Annotated in this window: 13 protein-coding genes; 9 read left to right on the forward strand and 4 right to left on the reverse strand. The window is 60.6% G+C overall.

Going from position 1 to position 15,888, the window contains the following annotated elements:
• Positions 1 to 20: 20 nt before the first annotated feature.
• Both CWM58_RS01955 and CWM58_RS01960 read right to left on the reverse strand, forming a co-directional pair.
• Positions 21 to 893 carry a phytanoyl-CoA dioxygenase family protein gene (locus CWM58_RS01955; protein WP_100680086.1) on the reverse strand — a complete coding sequence of 291 codons (873 nt, stop codon included), beginning with the start codon at positions 891 to 893 and terminating at the stop codon, positions 21 to 23.
• A gap of 26 nt (positions 894 to 919) precedes the next feature.
• The gene (locus tag CWM58_RS01960) at positions 920 to 2,440 is read right to left on the reverse strand and encodes an amino acid ABC transporter permease/ATP-binding protein (protein WP_004190429.1); all 1,521 of its coding nucleotides are present in this window, start codon (positions 2,438 to 2,440) and stop codon (positions 920 to 922) included.
• A 488-nt stretch (positions 2,441 to 2,928) separates the two neighbouring features.
• Here CWM58_RS01960 and CWM58_RS01965 point away from each other — a divergent pair, with 488 nt between their 5' ends.
• The 7 genes from CWM58_RS01965 (at position 2,929) to CWM58_RS01995 (ending at position 9,412) form a co-directional block, all read left to right on the forward strand.
• Positions 2,929 to 3,843, forward strand: a complete 915-nt coding sequence (locus tag CWM58_RS01965; RefSeq protein WP_061154793.1) for a LysR substrate-binding domain-containing protein — start codon at positions 2,929 to 2,931, stop codon at positions 3,841 to 3,843.
• A 168-nt stretch (positions 3,844 to 4,011) separates the two neighbouring features.
• On the forward strand, positions 4,012 to 5,271 hold the full coding sequence (locus tag CWM58_RS01970) for a flavin-containing monooxygenase (RefSeq protein WP_022065437.1): 1,260 nt from the start codon (positions 4,012 to 4,014) through the stop codon (positions 5,269 to 5,271).
• Between the two features lie 24 nt (positions 5,272 to 5,295).
• Entirely contained in the window at positions 5,296 to 5,730 is a 435-nt protein-coding gene (locus CWM58_RS01975; RefSeq protein ID WP_061154791.1) for a RidA family protein, read from the forward strand.
• The gene (locus CWM58_RS01980; protein WP_100680087.1) at positions 5,727 to 6,401 is read left to right on the forward strand and encodes a DUF1028 domain-containing protein; all 675 of its coding nucleotides are present in this window, start codon (positions 5,727 to 5,729) and stop codon (positions 6,399 to 6,401) included. Before CWM58_RS01975 ends, CWM58_RS01980 begins: the two co-directional genes overlap by 4 nt.
• Complete coding sequence (gene argE, locus CWM58_RS01985) at positions 6,394 to 7,563, forward strand: acetylornithine deacetylase (RefSeq protein WP_100680088.1); 1,170 nt, start codon at positions 6,394 to 6,396, stop codon at positions 7,561 to 7,563. Before CWM58_RS01980 ends, argE begins: the two co-directional genes overlap by 8 nt.
• A gap of 24 nt (positions 7,564 to 7,587) precedes the next feature.
• On the forward strand, positions 7,588 to 8,406 hold the full coding sequence (locus tag CWM58_RS01990) for a phytanoyl-CoA dioxygenase family protein (protein WP_023340052.1): 819 nt from the start codon (positions 7,588 to 7,590) through the stop codon (positions 8,404 to 8,406).
• A 22-nt stretch (positions 8,407 to 8,428) separates the two neighbouring features.
• Positions 8,429 to 9,412 carry a zinc-dependent alcohol dehydrogenase family protein gene (locus CWM58_RS01995; protein WP_165785671.1) on the forward strand — a complete coding sequence of 328 codons (984 nt, stop codon included), beginning with the start codon at positions 8,429 to 8,431 and terminating at the stop codon, positions 9,410 to 9,412.
• Positions 9,413 to 9,414: 2 nt separating this feature from the next.
• On the opposite strand, the gene tynA is transcribed toward CWM58_RS01995, so the two are convergent.
• Complete coding sequence (tynA, locus tag CWM58_RS02000) at positions 9,415 to 11,682, reverse strand: primary-amine oxidase (protein WP_100680090.1); 2,268 nt, start codon at positions 11,680 to 11,682, stop codon at positions 9,415 to 9,417.
• Between the two features lie 640 nt (positions 11,683 to 12,322).
• A complete protein-coding gene (paaZ, locus tag CWM58_RS02010) occupies positions 12,323 to 14,368 on the reverse strand; it encodes a phenylacetic acid degradation bifunctional protein PaaZ (protein ID WP_100680091.1) in 2,046 nt (681 codons plus the stop codon).
• Positions 14,369 to 14,654: 286 nt separating this feature from the next.
• Here paaZ and paaA point away from each other — a divergent pair, with 286 nt between their 5' ends.
• The gene (paaA, locus tag CWM58_RS02015; protein WP_025713674.1) at positions 14,655 to 15,584 is read left to right on the forward strand and encodes a 1,2-phenylacetyl-CoA epoxidase subunit PaaA; all 930 of its coding nucleotides are present in this window, start codon (positions 14,655 to 14,657) and stop codon (positions 15,582 to 15,584) included.
• An 11-nt stretch (positions 15,585 to 15,595) separates the two neighbouring features.
• The gene (paaB, locus tag CWM58_RS02020; RefSeq protein ID WP_004224492.1) at positions 15,596 to 15,883 is read left to right on the forward strand and encodes a 1,2-phenylacetyl-CoA epoxidase subunit PaaB; all 288 of its coding nucleotides are present in this window, start codon (positions 15,596 to 15,598) and stop codon (positions 15,881 to 15,883) included.
• Positions 15,884 to 15,888 lie beyond the last annotated feature (5 nt).

Here is a 15,888-nt window from a genome sequence, read left to right on the forward strand (position 1 = left end):
ACCTCCGGAGTGTGGACAAATTACATGCTGGCGCGATCGGCGCCGGCCTGCTGAACAAAAAACGAAGCGCCGCGCGGCTTCTGCGGCAGACGAAGCTGGTTATCAGTGCTGCGCACCAGACCGCTCTCTTCTCCCGCGACCAGTTGGCCGGCATGGCGGCTCGGCAGCGGGTTTTCGCCGTAAGGTAGCGCATCCTCCGCGGCGTAGACGCTGATGAACAGGGTGCGCGGCAGGGCGGTCTCGTTGGGGCTGGAGGCGTGCAGCAGGCGGGTATGCATAAAGCAGACTGAGCCCGCCGGGCCAAAACAGGCCTGCGGCTGCTGGCAGTGCGTCGCCACCACCTCATCATCCACCGCCCCCGTGAAGCGCCCCTCCTGCCAGTGGGACCACAGCGGCCCCTGATGGCTGCCCGGCACCACGTTGAGCGGGCCATTCTCCGGCGTCACCTCGCTGACCATCAGCAGGGCGGTGATGATGTCGTCATTGCTGTGCGGGGTGAAGAGGAAATCCTGATGCCATTTCACCTCGGTGGCGGTGTGCGGCAGCTTGGAGTTAATTTTGCTGTGATGAAAGCGGGTGCCGCTGCCGCCGATCAACTGCGCGGCGATGGTCGCCATCCGCGAATTCAGCGCAGTATGGCGATAGACCTCGGAGATCTCCGTCGGGGAGGCGACCCGGCGCAGCGACGGATGGTCAGGAGCATGATCGCGCTCGATATCGAAGCGCGGCCGCCCGTCGAGGGTTTCTCCCCACACCGTCGCGTGACCGCGGCTCTCCTCGACCCAGCCGTCGAAATCGCTCTGCAGGGCGGCGATGTCGGCGCTGGAAAGCACCTCTTCGACCACCAGAAAACCCTGCTGATGAAACTGATCAATTTGCCACTGCGCAATCATAGTTTTTCCTCTTCACGTTCCGATAGTTAAGCCAGAGAAACATCTTTGAGAAAGGCCTCGACCCGCGGGTGTTGCCCGCTACGCATCGCCTGCGGCGTGTCATCGCACACCACCCGGCCTTTCTCCATAAACACGATCCGGTCGGACACTTTGAAGGCGAAGTTCATCTCGTGGGTGACGATGACCATGGTGATGCCTTCGTGGGCCAGGGATTCGATAACCTGCAGCACTTCATTCACTTTTTCCGGATCCAGCGCCGAGGTGGGCTCATCGAACAGCATGATCTGCGGACGCATCATCAGGGCGCGGGCGATCGCCACCCGCTGCTGCTGTCCGCCGGAGAGCTGGTGCGGATACTTCCAGGCGTGCTCCAGCATGCCCACTTTGTGCAGCAGTTCGCAGGCGTGCTGGCGCAGCTCCGCGTCACTTGCCAGATGGTGATAGCGCGGGGCCAGCAGCAGATTGCCGAACACGGTCAGATGCGGGAACAGGTTAAAGCTCTGGAACACCATGCCGATGTTCAGGCGATGTTCGGCATTCTCCATAAAGCGCGGCTTCTGCTGCCCCTGGCGGTCGAGGTGAATAAAGGGTTGGCCGTTAATCTGAATTTCGCCGTTATCGATCTGCTCAAGACCGTTCAGCAGGCGAATGAGGGTGGTTTTACCCGAGCCTGACGGACCGATGACCGAGACCACCTCGCCGGGCTGGATCTGCAGGCTCACCGCTCCCAGCACTTCGACGTTGTTGTAGGCCTTATGCAGCTTAGAGGCCTGCAGCGCCGGCTCATGACTCTGGGTGACGCTGCGCGCCATCGCCGGGCGGCGGGCGCTGGCCAGCCGCTGCATCTCGGCATCTACCGGACGAGCGGTATTGCGCTGGGTCACGTCAAGGTAGTTCTCCAGCCGTTTCAGCAGAAAATCGAACACCGTGACGATAAAGATGTAATAAAACGCCACGGCCGTCATGGTCTCCATGACCAGAAAGTTCTGCGAGTAGAGCTGCTGGCCGACCATCAATATTTCGGTCAGGGAGATCACCGACACCAGTGAACTGAGCTTCACAATGGCGATGTACTCATTGGCCAGCGCCGGCAGGGCGACGCGCAGCGCCTGGGGGATGATCACCCGCCACTGGATCCCGGCGTAGCGTAACCCCAGGGCCCGCGCGGCTTCGCTCTGCCCGCGAGGGATAGAGAGCAACCCGCCGCGGTGGATCTCGGCGATATAAGCCGCTTCGCTGAGGACCATCGCCAGCAGGCCGGCCCAGAAGGGATCGTTCAGCACCGGGGCGAAGGAGGGCAGCGCCTGCGGCATGTTGTAGACAAAAATCAGCAGGACCAGCAGCGGCATACTGCGAAATAACCAGATATACAGCCGGGCAGGGGTGGATAACCAGCCGCGCGGCGACTGTTTGGCCAGCGCCAGAATAAATCCGAGCACAATACTGCAGCCCCAGGTCAGCAGACTTAATTTAATGACGGTCCAGGTGGCCCACCAAAAATCGGCATCACTGAGCAGGCTTAACATGTAGTTCCAGTTAAACGTCATGGGCTATTTCACTCGTCATAATTATCAAAAATGAAAGTGGCTCGGCTGTGCCGTAATGGAGCGCCACCGGTATTCATCGTGCGAATACACTATGCTGGCAGGATGCTTTCAGAGGCAATTAGTAAATTTTTGGCCTTTAAGTTTAAAAAAACTATACAGCGATATTAACGATATGGAATTTAAAGTGATTGTTAAGATACTTTGCGTAAACAATTTAAAAACAATGACTGTAATTCAATAACGCTATTTTGTGGAAGAAGGGTATTTTGCGCGAAACTGGGGCAGACGCTGCCAGTCTGGCGTGCAGCGTGGCGCATGATGGTGCAATGGTGGAAATAAACCACGCGGGCATAGAGCAATAATAAATATTGTCTCCCCTTGTCGGGCAATGCGCCGCTCTTTTCCGGGGGTGGCACGCGGATTGCTTGGGACTTAGAGGAAAACTATTCCCCTTGTGCGCCGGACCATATTTTATCAATGGTGATGCTATGAACCGATTTACCCTGAAGCAGCTCAAATATTTCGTCACCGTGGTGGAGACGGAGAGTATCGCCGAGGCCTCCCGCCAGCTGCACATTGCGCAGCCGTCGATTTCGATTGCCATCAAGAATCTGGAGAGCACCTTCGACCAGCAGCTGTTTATTCGCCACCATGCGCAGGGCGTTTCGCTCACCTCCAGCGGTCGGCGGATCTACGATAAAGCGAAAGAGCTGCTGCGCCTGTCCTGGGAGTTCGAACAGAATTCGCGAGCGGATAAAGAGCTGGTTTCTGGCATGATCTCCATCGGTTGCTTTGAATCGGTGGCCCCACTGTATATGCCGAAGCTGGTGGCCGGGTTTAAAAAATGCTACCCGGACATCACCCTGCATCTGTACGACGGCGAACAGCATGAGCTGATGCATGGCCTGCACCGCGGCCGCTTCGACCTGGCGCTGGTTTACGATCTGGAGCTCGGCCATTCGATCAATAAAGAGCGGCTCAATGCCCCGCATAAACCCTACGCGCTGCTGCCCGCCGCGCATCCGCTGGCGCAGAAGGCGCAGGTGACGCTGCAGGAGCTGAGCCGCGAGCCGATGATCCTCCTCGATGCGGTCCCCAGTAAAAATTATTTTATCTCCATCTTTAAGGAAAAGGGTTATCACCCGGAAGTGGCTTACAGTTCCCCCTCCATTGAAATGGTGCGCTGTATGGTGGGTCAGGGGTTGGGTTTTTCGGTGCTGGTCACCCGGCCCTGCTGCGATATGACCTACGATGGTGAAAGAGTGGTGCAGCGGGATATTGCCGACGAGATGCCCGCCTCGACCTTAATTATGGCGCATCTCGCGAATAATGAGCCCACGCGGCCGACGCAACTGTTTATGGATTATTGTCGCAGCATCGAATTAACCCCAACTCACGCCTGAAATAACGCCTGTCGATCCGGCAGGCATTATTTTTTGTCGTCACTCAGCCTCGTAAAATTCTATTCAGTCGATCGTTTTATAATATTTTACCAATTCGTCACAGTTAAATAACCTGAAAGCCGTCAATTCCGGCGACGTCGTCGGCAACTGTGCTTGAAGGATAGCGAAATGACTGAACAGATTACCGAGATCGATACCCTGGTGGTGGGCGCGGGGCAGGCGGGCGTCGCCATGAGCGAGCATCTGACCCGGCTGGATATCCCCCACCTGGTGCTGGAAAAGCAGGGTATTGCCCAGGCCTGGCGCAGCGGACGCTGGGATTCGCTGGTCGCCAACGGCCCGGCCTGGCACGATCGGTTCCCGGGCATGGTGTTCCCGGACTGCCCGGCAGACAGCTTTGTCGGCAAAGAGCAGGTGGCAGACTATTTTGCCGCCTATGCCCGCAGCTTCAATGCGCCGATCCGTACCGGGGTGGAGGTTTTCAGCGCCGAACGCCTCGTCGGACGGCCGGGCTTTCGTATCGACACCTCGCAGGGGGTGATTGAAGCGCAGCGGATCGTGGCGGCCACCGGGCCGTTTCAGCGGCCAGTGATCCCGGCCATCGCCCCACAGAGTCAGGCTATTCAGCAGCTCCACTCCGCGCATTATTTTAACCCGCAGCAGCTGCCGGAGGGCGGTGTGCTGGTGATTGGCGCAGGCTCCTCCGGCGTGCAGATTGCCGATGAGCTGCAGCGGGCCGGACGCGCGGTGTGGCTGTCGGTGGGAGCGCACGACCGCCCGCCGCGTCGCTATCGTCAGCGCGATTTTTGCTGGTGGCTCGGGGTGCTGGGAATGTGGGATGCTGCGGCCAATGCGCCGGGTAAAGAGCATGTCACTATCGCGGTGAGCGGCGCGCGCGGCGGCCATACCGTCGATTTTCGCCAGCTGGCGCATCAGGGGGTCACGTTAGTGGGGCAGACCCGCGGCTTTGACGGTGACAAGGCACTGTTTCACCACGACCTGGCGGAGAATATCCGCCGCGGCGATGCCTCCTACCTTGCGCTGCTCGACGCCGCGGACGCGTGGGTGGCCCGCAACGGCATGGACCTACCCGAAGAGCCCTCCGCACGCGAATTTCTGCCCGATCCGGCCTGCGTCACCGACCCGCTGCTCAGTCTCAATCTGGCCGAGGCCGGGATCGGCACCATCATCTGGGCGACGGGCTACACCACCGACTATCGCTGGCTGAAGGTCAACGCTTTCGATGACGCACAGCGGCCACAGCATCATCGCGGCGTGTCGACGGAGCCGGGCGTCTATTTCCTCGGCCTGCCGTGGCTCTCGCGGCGCGGGTCCACCTTTATCTGGGGCGTCTGGCACGATGCCAAATATATTGCCGACCAGATCGCCATTCAGCGCCAGTACCAGCGTTACCAGCCGTCCTGTTAACCGTTTTCCTTAAGGAGTGCTTTGATGCCAACTCATACCCGTATTCGCATGTTTAACACCAAAGAGACTTACCCGAACCAGACGCTGAACAACGATCTGTGCCAGGCGGTGCGGGCCGGCAATACCGTCTACGTTCGCGGCCAGGTTGGCACCGACTTCGCCGGCAATCTGATTGGCCTCGGCGACCCGCGGGCGCAGGCGGAGCAGGCGATGAAGAATGTCGCGCAGTTGCTGAAAGAGGCCGGAAGCGACCTCACGCATATCGTCAAGACCACCACTTATCTGATCGATCCCCGCTATCGCGAGCCGGTCTATCAGGAGGTGGGCAAATGGTTGAAAGGCGTCTTTCCCATCTCCACCGGGGTGGTGGTGTCGGCCCTCGCGCAGCCGCAGTGGCTGATGGAGATTGACGTTACGGCGGTGATCCCCGACGACTGGCAGGGGGAGGCAGCAGAATGACTCTCTCTATTAGCGCCCGCTGTCCGGAATCAGGTCAGCTGGGCATTGCCATCAGTTCGTCGAGCATGGCCGTGGGATCGCGCTGTCCGTGGCTATTGCCCGGCGTCGGCGCGGTCGCCAGTCAGAACATCACGTTACCGTCGCTGGGGCCGCATATTCTTGGCGCGCTTGAGGCGGGGGCCTCCGTTGAGCAGGCTCTGAACCTGGCCCTGGCGGAGGATCGCTTCCGCGAATATCGTCAGGTCGCGGCGATTGACGCCAACGGTGAAGTGGCGGTGTTCAGCGGGGAACATACCCTCGGCATCGGCGGCACCCTGGCGGGGGATAACTGCGTGGCGGCGGGCAACATGCTGGCCAGTCACGGGGTGATCGCCGCGATGGTGGCCGCCTTCGAGACGGCGAGCGGCGAACTGGCCAGCCGTCTGCTGGCCGGGCTGCGTGCGGGGATTGCCGCCGGGGGCGAGGCCGGCCCGGTCCACTCGGCGGCGGTGAAGGTGGTGGACGATTACCCGTGGCCGGTGGTCGATCTGCGCATTGACTGGGCGGAGACGGATCCGCTGGCGGCCCTTGAGCAACTGTGGCTGGCCTGGGAGCCGCAAATGGACGCCTACATTACCCGGGCGCTCGACCCGCGCGATGCGCCCGCCTATGGCGTCCCCGGCGATGAATAACACGCCTGGGGCGATCCTGGCCGCGCTGCTGGCCTTTGACACCACCAGCCGCCATTCGAACCTGGCGATGATCGACTGGATCGCCGATTTTCTCGCTGCCCGCGGCGTGGCGTCCCGCCGCTTTTATGACCCGTCGGGCGGTAAGGCCAATCTCTACGCCCGGCTGGGGCCGTCCGGCGGCGGCGGGGTGATGCTCTCGGGCCATACCGACGTGGTCCCGGTGGACGGCCAGGCCTGGAGCGTTCCGCCTTTCAGCCTCACCGAGCGCGATGGCCGCTACTATGGCCGCGGCAGCGCCGATATGAAGGGGTTTCTCGCCTGCGTGCTGGCGGCAGTGGATGACTTTCTGGCGGCGCCGCTGCGCATGCCACTGCATCTGGCCTTCTCCTATGACGAAGAGGTCGGTTGTCTCGGTGTGCGCAGCCTGGTGGATTTTCTGCAGGCCTCGCCGGAGAAACCGGCGCTGTGCCTCATCGGCGAGCCGACGGAGATGCAGCCGGTGTTCGGTCATAAAGGCAAACTGGCCATGCGCTGCTGCATCGAGGGGCAGGCCTGCCATTCGGCCTACGCCCCGCAAGGAGTGAACGCCATCCGCTACGCGGCCAGGCTGATCAACCGTCTGGATCGGCTGGGCGTGCATCTGGCCCGGCAGCAGGACAGCCGATTTTCGCCGCCCTTCAGCACGCTGCAGGTGGGCACCATTCAGGGTGGGGCAGCGCTGAACATCGTTCCGCAGTCCTGCCGCTTTGATTTTGAGATCCGCTACCTGCCGGGGATGCGTCCCGAAGCGGTCACCGAGGCGCTGGCGGCCTACGCCCGTCGCCAGCTGCTGCCGGAGATGCGCCGGGTAGGCAGCGGGAGCGACATCCAGTTCCAGCTGTTAAGCCACTATCCGCCCCTGCTCAGCGATCCGCAGTCCGACTTCGCCCGCTGGCTGGCGCAGTGGTGCGGCAGCGATCGCTTCTCCACCGTGGCGTTCGGCACCGAAGGAGGACTGTTCGATGAGATGGGCGTCGCAACCCTGGTCTGCGGGCCGGGCAGCATGGCCCAGGGCCATAAAGCCGATGAGTACATCAGCATCGCGCAGACCGAGCGCTGTATGACGATGCTGCGACAGCTTTGCGCGTGGATGCGTGCCGACCCCGCGGAACCGCTCACCTGATCCCTCAACACAGGAACCCAAGCGATGCACAATCAACACTCTCCCCACATCGATCAAGCGACCATCGACCGCTGGCAGGCGGATGGCGCGGTGTTATTAAAAGGCGTCTTTACCCCCTGGGTCGATCGCCTCGCCGAGGGGGTCACGGCGCTGATGGCCAGCCCCAGCGAGTATGGTCATGCGCGCACGGTGATCCCCAAAGATGGTTCGCCGCCTTTTTTTCAGGACTACTGCAACTGGTCGCGGATCCCGGCGTTTAGCGAATTTGTCTTTCAGTCAGCGGCCGCCGAGATCGCGGCGGCGCTGATGCAGTCGCAGACGGCGAAATTTTTCCATGAACATACGCTGGTCAAACCGGCCGGAGGCAGCACGGTGACTCCCTGGCATCATGACCAGCCTTACTATTGCGTCTCCGGCAGACAGAACGTCAGCTTCTGGATCCCGCTGGACCCGGTGGCGGAGGCCACCTCGCTGCGCTGCATTCGCGGGTCGCATCGCTGGGAGGAGGAGTACAGTCCTACCCGTTTCAATGGCACTAAGCTTTACGAGCACACCCGGTTCAGCACTCTGCCGGATATCGACGCCCATGAGGACGAGTACGATATCGTCAGCTGGGCGCTGGAGCCGGGGGATGCGGTGGCCTTCCATTTCCGCACCGTCCATGGCGCCCGCGGCAACCCCGGCGCGCGGGCGCGACGGGTCTTCTCCGCCCGCTGGGTGGGGGATGACGCCGCGTTTGCCGATCGCGGCGGCGTGACGTCGCCACCGTTCCCCGAGCTGACCCTGCGGGACGGCGACCCGCTGGATTCCCCGCTGTTCCCCCAGGTTTGGCCGCGGGCGTGAGCCACTGGCGGCGGGATCTGCTATGATCCCGCCTTTCGCTGTCTGGAGCCTGTCGATGTTCAACGACGCCATTGTTTATGACCGCTACGGGCCGCCGGCCGCCGTGCTGACCCTGAAACGCCTGCCGCTGGCGCCGCTGGCGGGCGGACGGGTGCGGGTCAGGATGCGCTATGCCCCAGTGAATCCCTCGGATCTGATCCCCGTGACCGGCGCCTATCGCCACCGCACCCGACTGCCGGCCGTCGCTGGCTATGAAGGCCTTGGCGAGGTGGTCGCCGCGCCATACGGTAGCCGGCTGACCGCGGGCCAGCGGGTGCTGCCTCTGCGCGGGGGCGGCACCTGGCAGCGGTTTATCGATCTGGATGAGACCTGGCTGGTGCCGGTGCCGCCAGCGGTTGACGATCTGCTGGCCGCCCGCGGGTATATCAATCCGCTGACGGCTATGCTGATGCTCAAGCGCTGGCCGGTTGCCGGAAAACACCTTGTGCTGACCGCGGCATCGTCCTCCTGCGCCAGTCTGCTGGGACAGTGGGCACTGGCGATGGGCGCCCGCTCGGTGAGCGGGATTATTCGCTCGCCGCAGCACCGGGCGCGCCTGGAACAGTCCGGGATCTATCCGATCCTCGATACCGACCGGGCGCTGATGGAGAAGGTCAGCCAACACAGCGATCTGGTGTTTGACTCGGTGGGCGGCGAACTGGCGAATACGCTGTTGTCGGTGCTGCCCGCATCGTCGACCCTGATCTCCTATGGGCTGTTATCCGGGCGGCCGCTGACCCAGACGCGCGGTAGCGCGACGGTGCGCAAGTTTCATCTGCGGGAGGCGTTGCCGACACTCAGCGTGGCGGCGTGGCGGGCGGCGTTTGACGAGATTTGGCTGCGCTTGCCAACGACCACCCAGCCGCCGGCCCAGCGCATAGCGTTGAACGACTGGCGGGAGGCGATTGCCGTCGCCGACCAGCCGGGAAGAGGCGGTAAAATCCTGCTCGATTTCACCGCCGGTTAAGATTACTTTTTCTTCTCGCCAAGGGTTGGGGTTTCGTCAAAGAAGTTCCACGGCTTCAGCAGGGCGTGCGCCCATTCGGTCGGCATGATCGGCCACTCTTCGGCGCGCGCGACGTGGGTGGTGCCGGTGGTGATCCACACGACGTCGTCGTGGTTTGTCAGCGACTCATCATCCTTCGCGTACTGGCCTAAGCCGGTATCGTGGGCGGAACGGTTCGGGTATTTCCCTTCCGGATAACGCTCTGTCGGGTGGTAACGCGTCACCCACAGCTGTTTATCCATAAAGCTCAGACGATGATATATCCACTCGTCCGGGGCGAACTTCGCGCCGGTCGCCGCCGGGTGCGTGCCGCCGGCGTAAGGGATAATCTGGTAAGAGACCGGGTTGCCCATGCGGTTCTCTTTGCTGGTGTTGCTCAGCAGGCGAATGGTGCCCGGGTCAAATTTCTGCGCTGCTTTTTGCTCGCTGTCAATGGTGTACTGATTGACCTGCATGGTACTGGTGCGCGGTCCACCGGCGGTGTTGGGCTTCACTTCAGGATCCATCGCCACCAGGGTGTTGTTTTCGCCGTCCACGTCGAGGTCGAGGCGGAAGTTATAGATGTGCTGGTGGGTGGTGCCGACAATATTATGGTCGATCAGCGTCCCGTAGCGGGTATCCTCTTTGGCGCTGGGGTCATGCATGGTCTTCGCCATCACGCCTTTAACGGCTTCAATGCCGGTAGCGCCGGCGTCGATACCGATGGTGCCGTTGTCGTGGAACACCCAGTCAAAGATATAGTCGTAGTTGCCGACGGTACTGATCCAGCGCACCACCAGCTCCCGGCGTTCGGTACTGACGTTGGGCTTGCCCATCTCCAGGTGCTTATATTCCGGCCCGGCGTATCGTTCGAATATGGCGACTGCGTGCGGGATGGTGGTCGGCGCGCCGGTGTAGTCGGCGATGGTTTCATCCAGCAGCACCGCATTCGATGGCGCATCCTTGCCGCGGACAATCGGCGAGGTCAGGGTGCCCATGCCGTAATCGCCGGAGTCCAGATAGGCTTTGAAATACCAGCCGACGTCCGGGTCGCCGTAGGGAACGATCATCCCACCGAGGGAACCTTCATACATCACCTGGCGTTTTTTGCCGTTATCGTTGTAGGTCACCGTCGAGAGGATTGGCCCGACGCGCGAGTTAAGGCGCAGGTGGAAATCCCAGTTCTGCCAGTGAATGGTATCCCCGGTAATGGTGTAGTTTTTGCCCTCTGGTTCCGTAATATCCAGCGGTTTCACCGCCGGGGCGTTGCGGTCGCGGCCATCATACGGACGGGGTTCCATCGGCACCGGGATCACCGGGCCTTCCTCAATTTTGATGATTTTCTTCGCTTCAAGGTCGACCACCGCCACCAGGTTTTCAATCGGGTGCGCCCAGTAGTTGCCGTCGCCGGTATCGAGATAACTCACTACCTTCAGCAGACGCGCATCCTGTTGCAGGCCATCTTTGCCATCAAAATAGCCGACGGTGAGCGGGGTGGTGACCACTTTGCCAGGATCGGTAATACCGTGCTTTTTCAGCACCTCAGCGAATTCGCTGCTGGCGTTGATGATGTTCTGCACGCTGACAAAATCATCGAGCAGCACCATCCCGTGGGCGCCTTTAACTGGCGTCCAGGAGAGGATTTTTTTGTTTTGCAGATCGACCACGGCTTCAATCACGTGTTTGCCATCGAGCATCACCACATCGGCGGTGCGCGGGGCGTCAACGGGTGTTCCCTGCAAAGCAAAGGCCCACACCGCCGCTTTATCCGGCTCGTGCAGGGAAATTTCGGTAAAGCGGGTATTGGGCTGGAATTCCGGCGCGGCTTTAACAAGGGTCACCGCTTCACTGATTTCCGCCGCCGAGAGCGAGTTTAACGGGTGAGGGCGCTTTTCCACCTGGAAGGTCTGATCGAGACCGGACTGGAAGACATCGTTGATAAAGGTATCGGAGACCCAGGCTTTTCCTTCCTTCATCACCACCGGCACCTGCAGGTCAAGGGTTTTACCGTTGACGATCGCGGTTTTGGCGCCGGGCTTCACTTTGACGTAAGCGCCGTCTTTTATCAGGGTAAACATTTGTGCGTAGTCATCCCACTGCACATCGGCGCCGAACGCCTGCAGCGTTTTATCCAGCGGTACCATGTGGGCTTCGCTGCCGTGGGCGAAGACCGGTGATTGCCAGGCGCAAACCACCGCCACGGCCAGCGCCAGCGCGGTTTTACGAGGAGAAAATTTCAAGCCGTTTGCCATGATGACCTCATCTTATAGTTGTGTTGTCTCTTGCCGCTGCGAATGTCGGCTTTGTCACCCTTAAGCTACCAGCCAGCGGCGCCGGGGCGTTTGTTTGCTTTTGCCAGCTTGTTTGTCAGTTTTGCCAGACGGACGTAAAAAATGCCTCCGCAGAGGCATTGAGAACGTGCGCCGATTTTTTTGCCGGGTGGCGGCTGACGCCTTACCCGGCCTACGGTCCGTGCGGCCTGCCGTTAATTTATTCACCATTCTTGCTGAAACTGCCGGTGTTGCGGCCTCAACATCGCTGAGACGTTCCCGGAAGGCCGGGGCAGCCCGCATGGATGCGGGCTGAGGGCCGTGTTTTGCAGGGACGCTGCCTCGGCCCGACCCGAAGCCTGCAGGGATAAGTCGAAGGTACCACGAAGTGGCGATTTTGCTGGCCGGAGCCCGGGGGTACAGGGGGCGGCGGCGACTGGCCGCCCCCTGTGCGCTCCCGGCGCTATGCCAGGCATAACGCAGACGATTAACCGGGAGCGCAATGTGCGCTGAAGCCACAGATAACATAAAGGACTTCCCGGGGCGAAACCGTTGCAAACCGATTGCAGTATCAATGGCTAAAGGATCGGCCAACAGAGCGCCAGCGGTCTATTTTCCGCTATCACGCCGGGAAATCCCCTTGCTGGCGCGCCACCAGGGTCAGAATGGAATACAGCGCCACCGCCTGCTGGTGCTGGTTGAAAATCTCCACCGCCCATTCCACCACGCCGGTGGCTTTCTCATCGGCGCTACGCTGACGCTTAACGGTTTTACGCTTACAGGTCAGGCGAACCTGAATGGTGTCTCCCGGTTTGACCGGCTCAATAAAGCGCAGGTTTTCCATGCCGTAGTTGGCGATAACCGGCCCGACGCCGGCATCGACGAACAGCCCGGCCGCGGCGGAGATCAGGAAATAGCCGTGGACCACCCGCTCGCCGAAAATCGACTCGGCGGCGGCGATTTTGTCCATATGCGCATAAAAATGGTCGCCGCTCAGGCAGGCGAAGTTAACGATATCCGCTTCGGTCAGCGTTCGGCGCGGGGTCAGTAAACTGTCGCCGGGCTGGATCTCTTCGAAATATTTGCGGAACGGGTGAATGCGATCTTCGCTCACCTGGGCGCCGCGCACCCACTGCTGGCCGATGGTCGCCAGCATCGTTGGGCTGCCCTGGACCGCGGTACGCTGCATATAGTGTTTGACCGAACGGAGCCCGCCAAGCTCTTCTCCGCCGCCAGCACGGCCAGGGCCGCCGTGTACCAGCTGCGGCAGCGGCGAGCCGTGGCCGGTCGACTCTGCGGAGGACGCTTCGTTAAGGATCTGAATACGACCATGCGCGCGCGCGGCACCAAGGATAAACTCACGCGCCAGCTCGCCGCTGGCGGTGACCAGCGTACCGGCCAGACTTCCACCGCCGGCGCGCGCCAGCGTCAGCGCATGCTGGCGGTCGCGATACGGCATTAGCGTCGCCACCGGGCCAAAGGCTTCAATGGCGTGAACCGCCGGCGTTTCATCCGGCTGCGGGCAGTACAGCAGGGTCGGTGGGAAGAACGCGCCGGCCGCACTGAGGTCCGCTTCTCCGCCAAGCAGTGCTTCACAGCCAGCGGAAATCAGTTTATTCACGCTCTCCTGTACGTCCTGACGCTGCTCGCTATTGACCAGCGCCCCCATTTTTATGCCTTCCTGCGCCGGGTCGCCGACGGTCACTTTATGCAGGCGGGCGATCAGTGCATCGCTAACCGCATTGATCTGCGCCAGTGGCACGATGATTCTGCGGATAGCGGTACATTTTTGCCCGGCTTTTGCCGTCATCTCGCGGACCACCTCGCGGATAAACAGCGCGAACTCCGGCTGCTCCGGCGTGACGTCTTCGCCTAACACACAGCAGTTGAGCGAATCCGCTTCCATCGTAAAGGGAATCGATTTGGCCACCAGGTTAGGGTGCGCCCGCAGTTGCTGGCCGGTGGCGGCGGAGCCGGTAAAGGTCACCACGTCCTGGCTATCGAGATGGTCGAGAAGATCGCCCGCGCCGCCGCAAATCAGGCTGATGGCGCCTTCAGGCACCAGGCCGCTGTCGACAATCGCTTTCACCATCGCCTGGGTAAGCTGGGCGGTAGCGGTGGCCGGTTTAATGATAGCTGGCATGCCGGCAAGCCAGGTCGGCGCCAGTTTTTCCAGCATTCCCCAGCAGGGGAAGTTGAAGGCGTTGATATGTACGGCGACGCCTGATTTCGAGGTCAGCACGTGACGCGCGGCAAAACCCCCTTGTTTGGAGAGCGGGATGAGCTCGTCCTCCGGCCACAGGAGATCGTCCGGCAATTCGCGACTACCGAGCCCGGCATAGGTGAAAAGGGTGCCGATGCCGCCTTCAATATCCACCCAGCTGTCGGCGCGGGTCGCGCCGGTTTGCGCGGAGATGGCGTAGAACTCGTCTTTCTGCTCCAGCAGCCGTTTTGCTACCGCTTTTAACATCGCGCTGCGTTCAATAAAGGTCATGGCTTGCAGAGCTTTACCGCCGCGCTCAATCGCGAAGCGGCGCGCCTGCGCCATATCCAGGCCTTCACTGGTCACCTCCCACAGCGCCGCGCCGGTGATGGCGTGATGGATAGTACGGGCGCGCCCCCGGCCGGTCTGCCAGGCGCCGGATAAGTAGCTGGCTAACTGCTGCATCGCAAATCTCCAAATATGTTACGTGTGATATCTATAAATAGTTCTTTTATGAATCATAAAAATCAAGTCTGTATTTAATAATTTATTAACATTGTGATCGGCGGCTGGTGGGGCGTTGCGTTTATGCAACTGATTTATCAGCTGTTTACAAAAGGTTTTGCGGTTATCATCACAAAAAGAACAAACAAAATTTGTGGTTTTATTTAACCAATATGTAACCTTCAATAAACAAAGTGATTCACATAAATATTTTTGTTGTGAATATCGGAATCATAAAGGTGATGACGTGACAGAAGAACAACGCTTTGACCAGCGCATCGCGCAGGAAACGGCCATCGAACCGCAGGACTGGATGCCGGATGCCTACCGTAAGACCTTGATTCGTCAGATAGGCCAGCACGCGCACTCGGAAATCGTCGGCATGCTGCCGGAAGGCAACTGGATCACCCGCGCGCCAACGCTGCGCCGCAAAGCGATCCTGCTGGCTAAGGTACAGGATGAGGCCGGACACGGGCTGTACCTCTATAGCGCCGCGGAAACGCTGGGCTGCGCCCGGGAAGACCTGTATCAGAAAATGCTCGACGGGCAGATGAAATACTCCTCCATTTTTAACTACCCGACCCTGAGCTGGGCGGATATCGGCGTGATCGGCTGGCTGGTCGATGGCGCGGCCATCGTCAACCAGGTGGCGCTGTGCCGGACCTCCTATGGCCCCTATGCCCGGGCGATGGTCAAAATCTGCAAAGAAGAGAGTTTTCACCAGCGCCAGGGATTTGAAGCCTGCATGGCGCTGGCGCAGGGCAATGACGCGCAGCGGCAGATGCTGCAGGACGCCATTAACCGCTTCTGGTGGCCGGCGCTGATGATGTTTGGCCCCAACGACGACAACTCGCCGAACAGCGCCCGCAGCATGGCGTGGAAAATCAAACTGCACTCCAACGACGAACTGCGTCAGCGCTTCGTCGATAACACCGTGCCGCAGGTAGAGATCCTCGGTATGACCGTCCCGGACCCGGATTTGCGCTTTGATGAAGCCAGCGGCCACTACCGCTTCGGCGAAATCGACTGGCAGGAATTTAACGAGGTGATTAGCGGCCGTGGCATTTGCAATCACGAGCGGCTGGCCGCCAAGCGTAAGGCCTGGGAAGAGGGCGAATGGGTGCGCGAAGCCGCGCTGGCCCATGCGCAAAAACAGCAGGCCCGCAGCGCGGCATGAGGAGAGACAACATGAGCAAAGTTTACTGGCCGTTATATGAAGTGTTCGTTCGCAGCAAACAGGGGTTATCCCATCGTCACGTCGGCAGTCTGCACGCCGCCGACGATCAAATGGCGCTGGAGAATGCCCGCGATGCCTATACCCGCCGCAGCGAAGGTTGCTCAATTTGGGTGGTGAAGGCCAGCGAAATCGTTGCTTCGCAGCCGGAAGAGCGCGGCGAATTCTTCGACCCGGCGGAAAGCAAAGTCTACCGTCATCCGACTTTCTATACCGTGCCGGACGGCATGGAACATATGTGAGGCGG

Origin of the sequence: Klebsiella sp. H-Nf2, assembly GCF_002806645.1 — a bacterium.
GTDB classification, from domain to species: Bacteria; Pseudomonadota; Gammaproteobacteria; order Enterobacterales; family Enterobacteriaceae; genus Klebsiella; species Klebsiella variicola.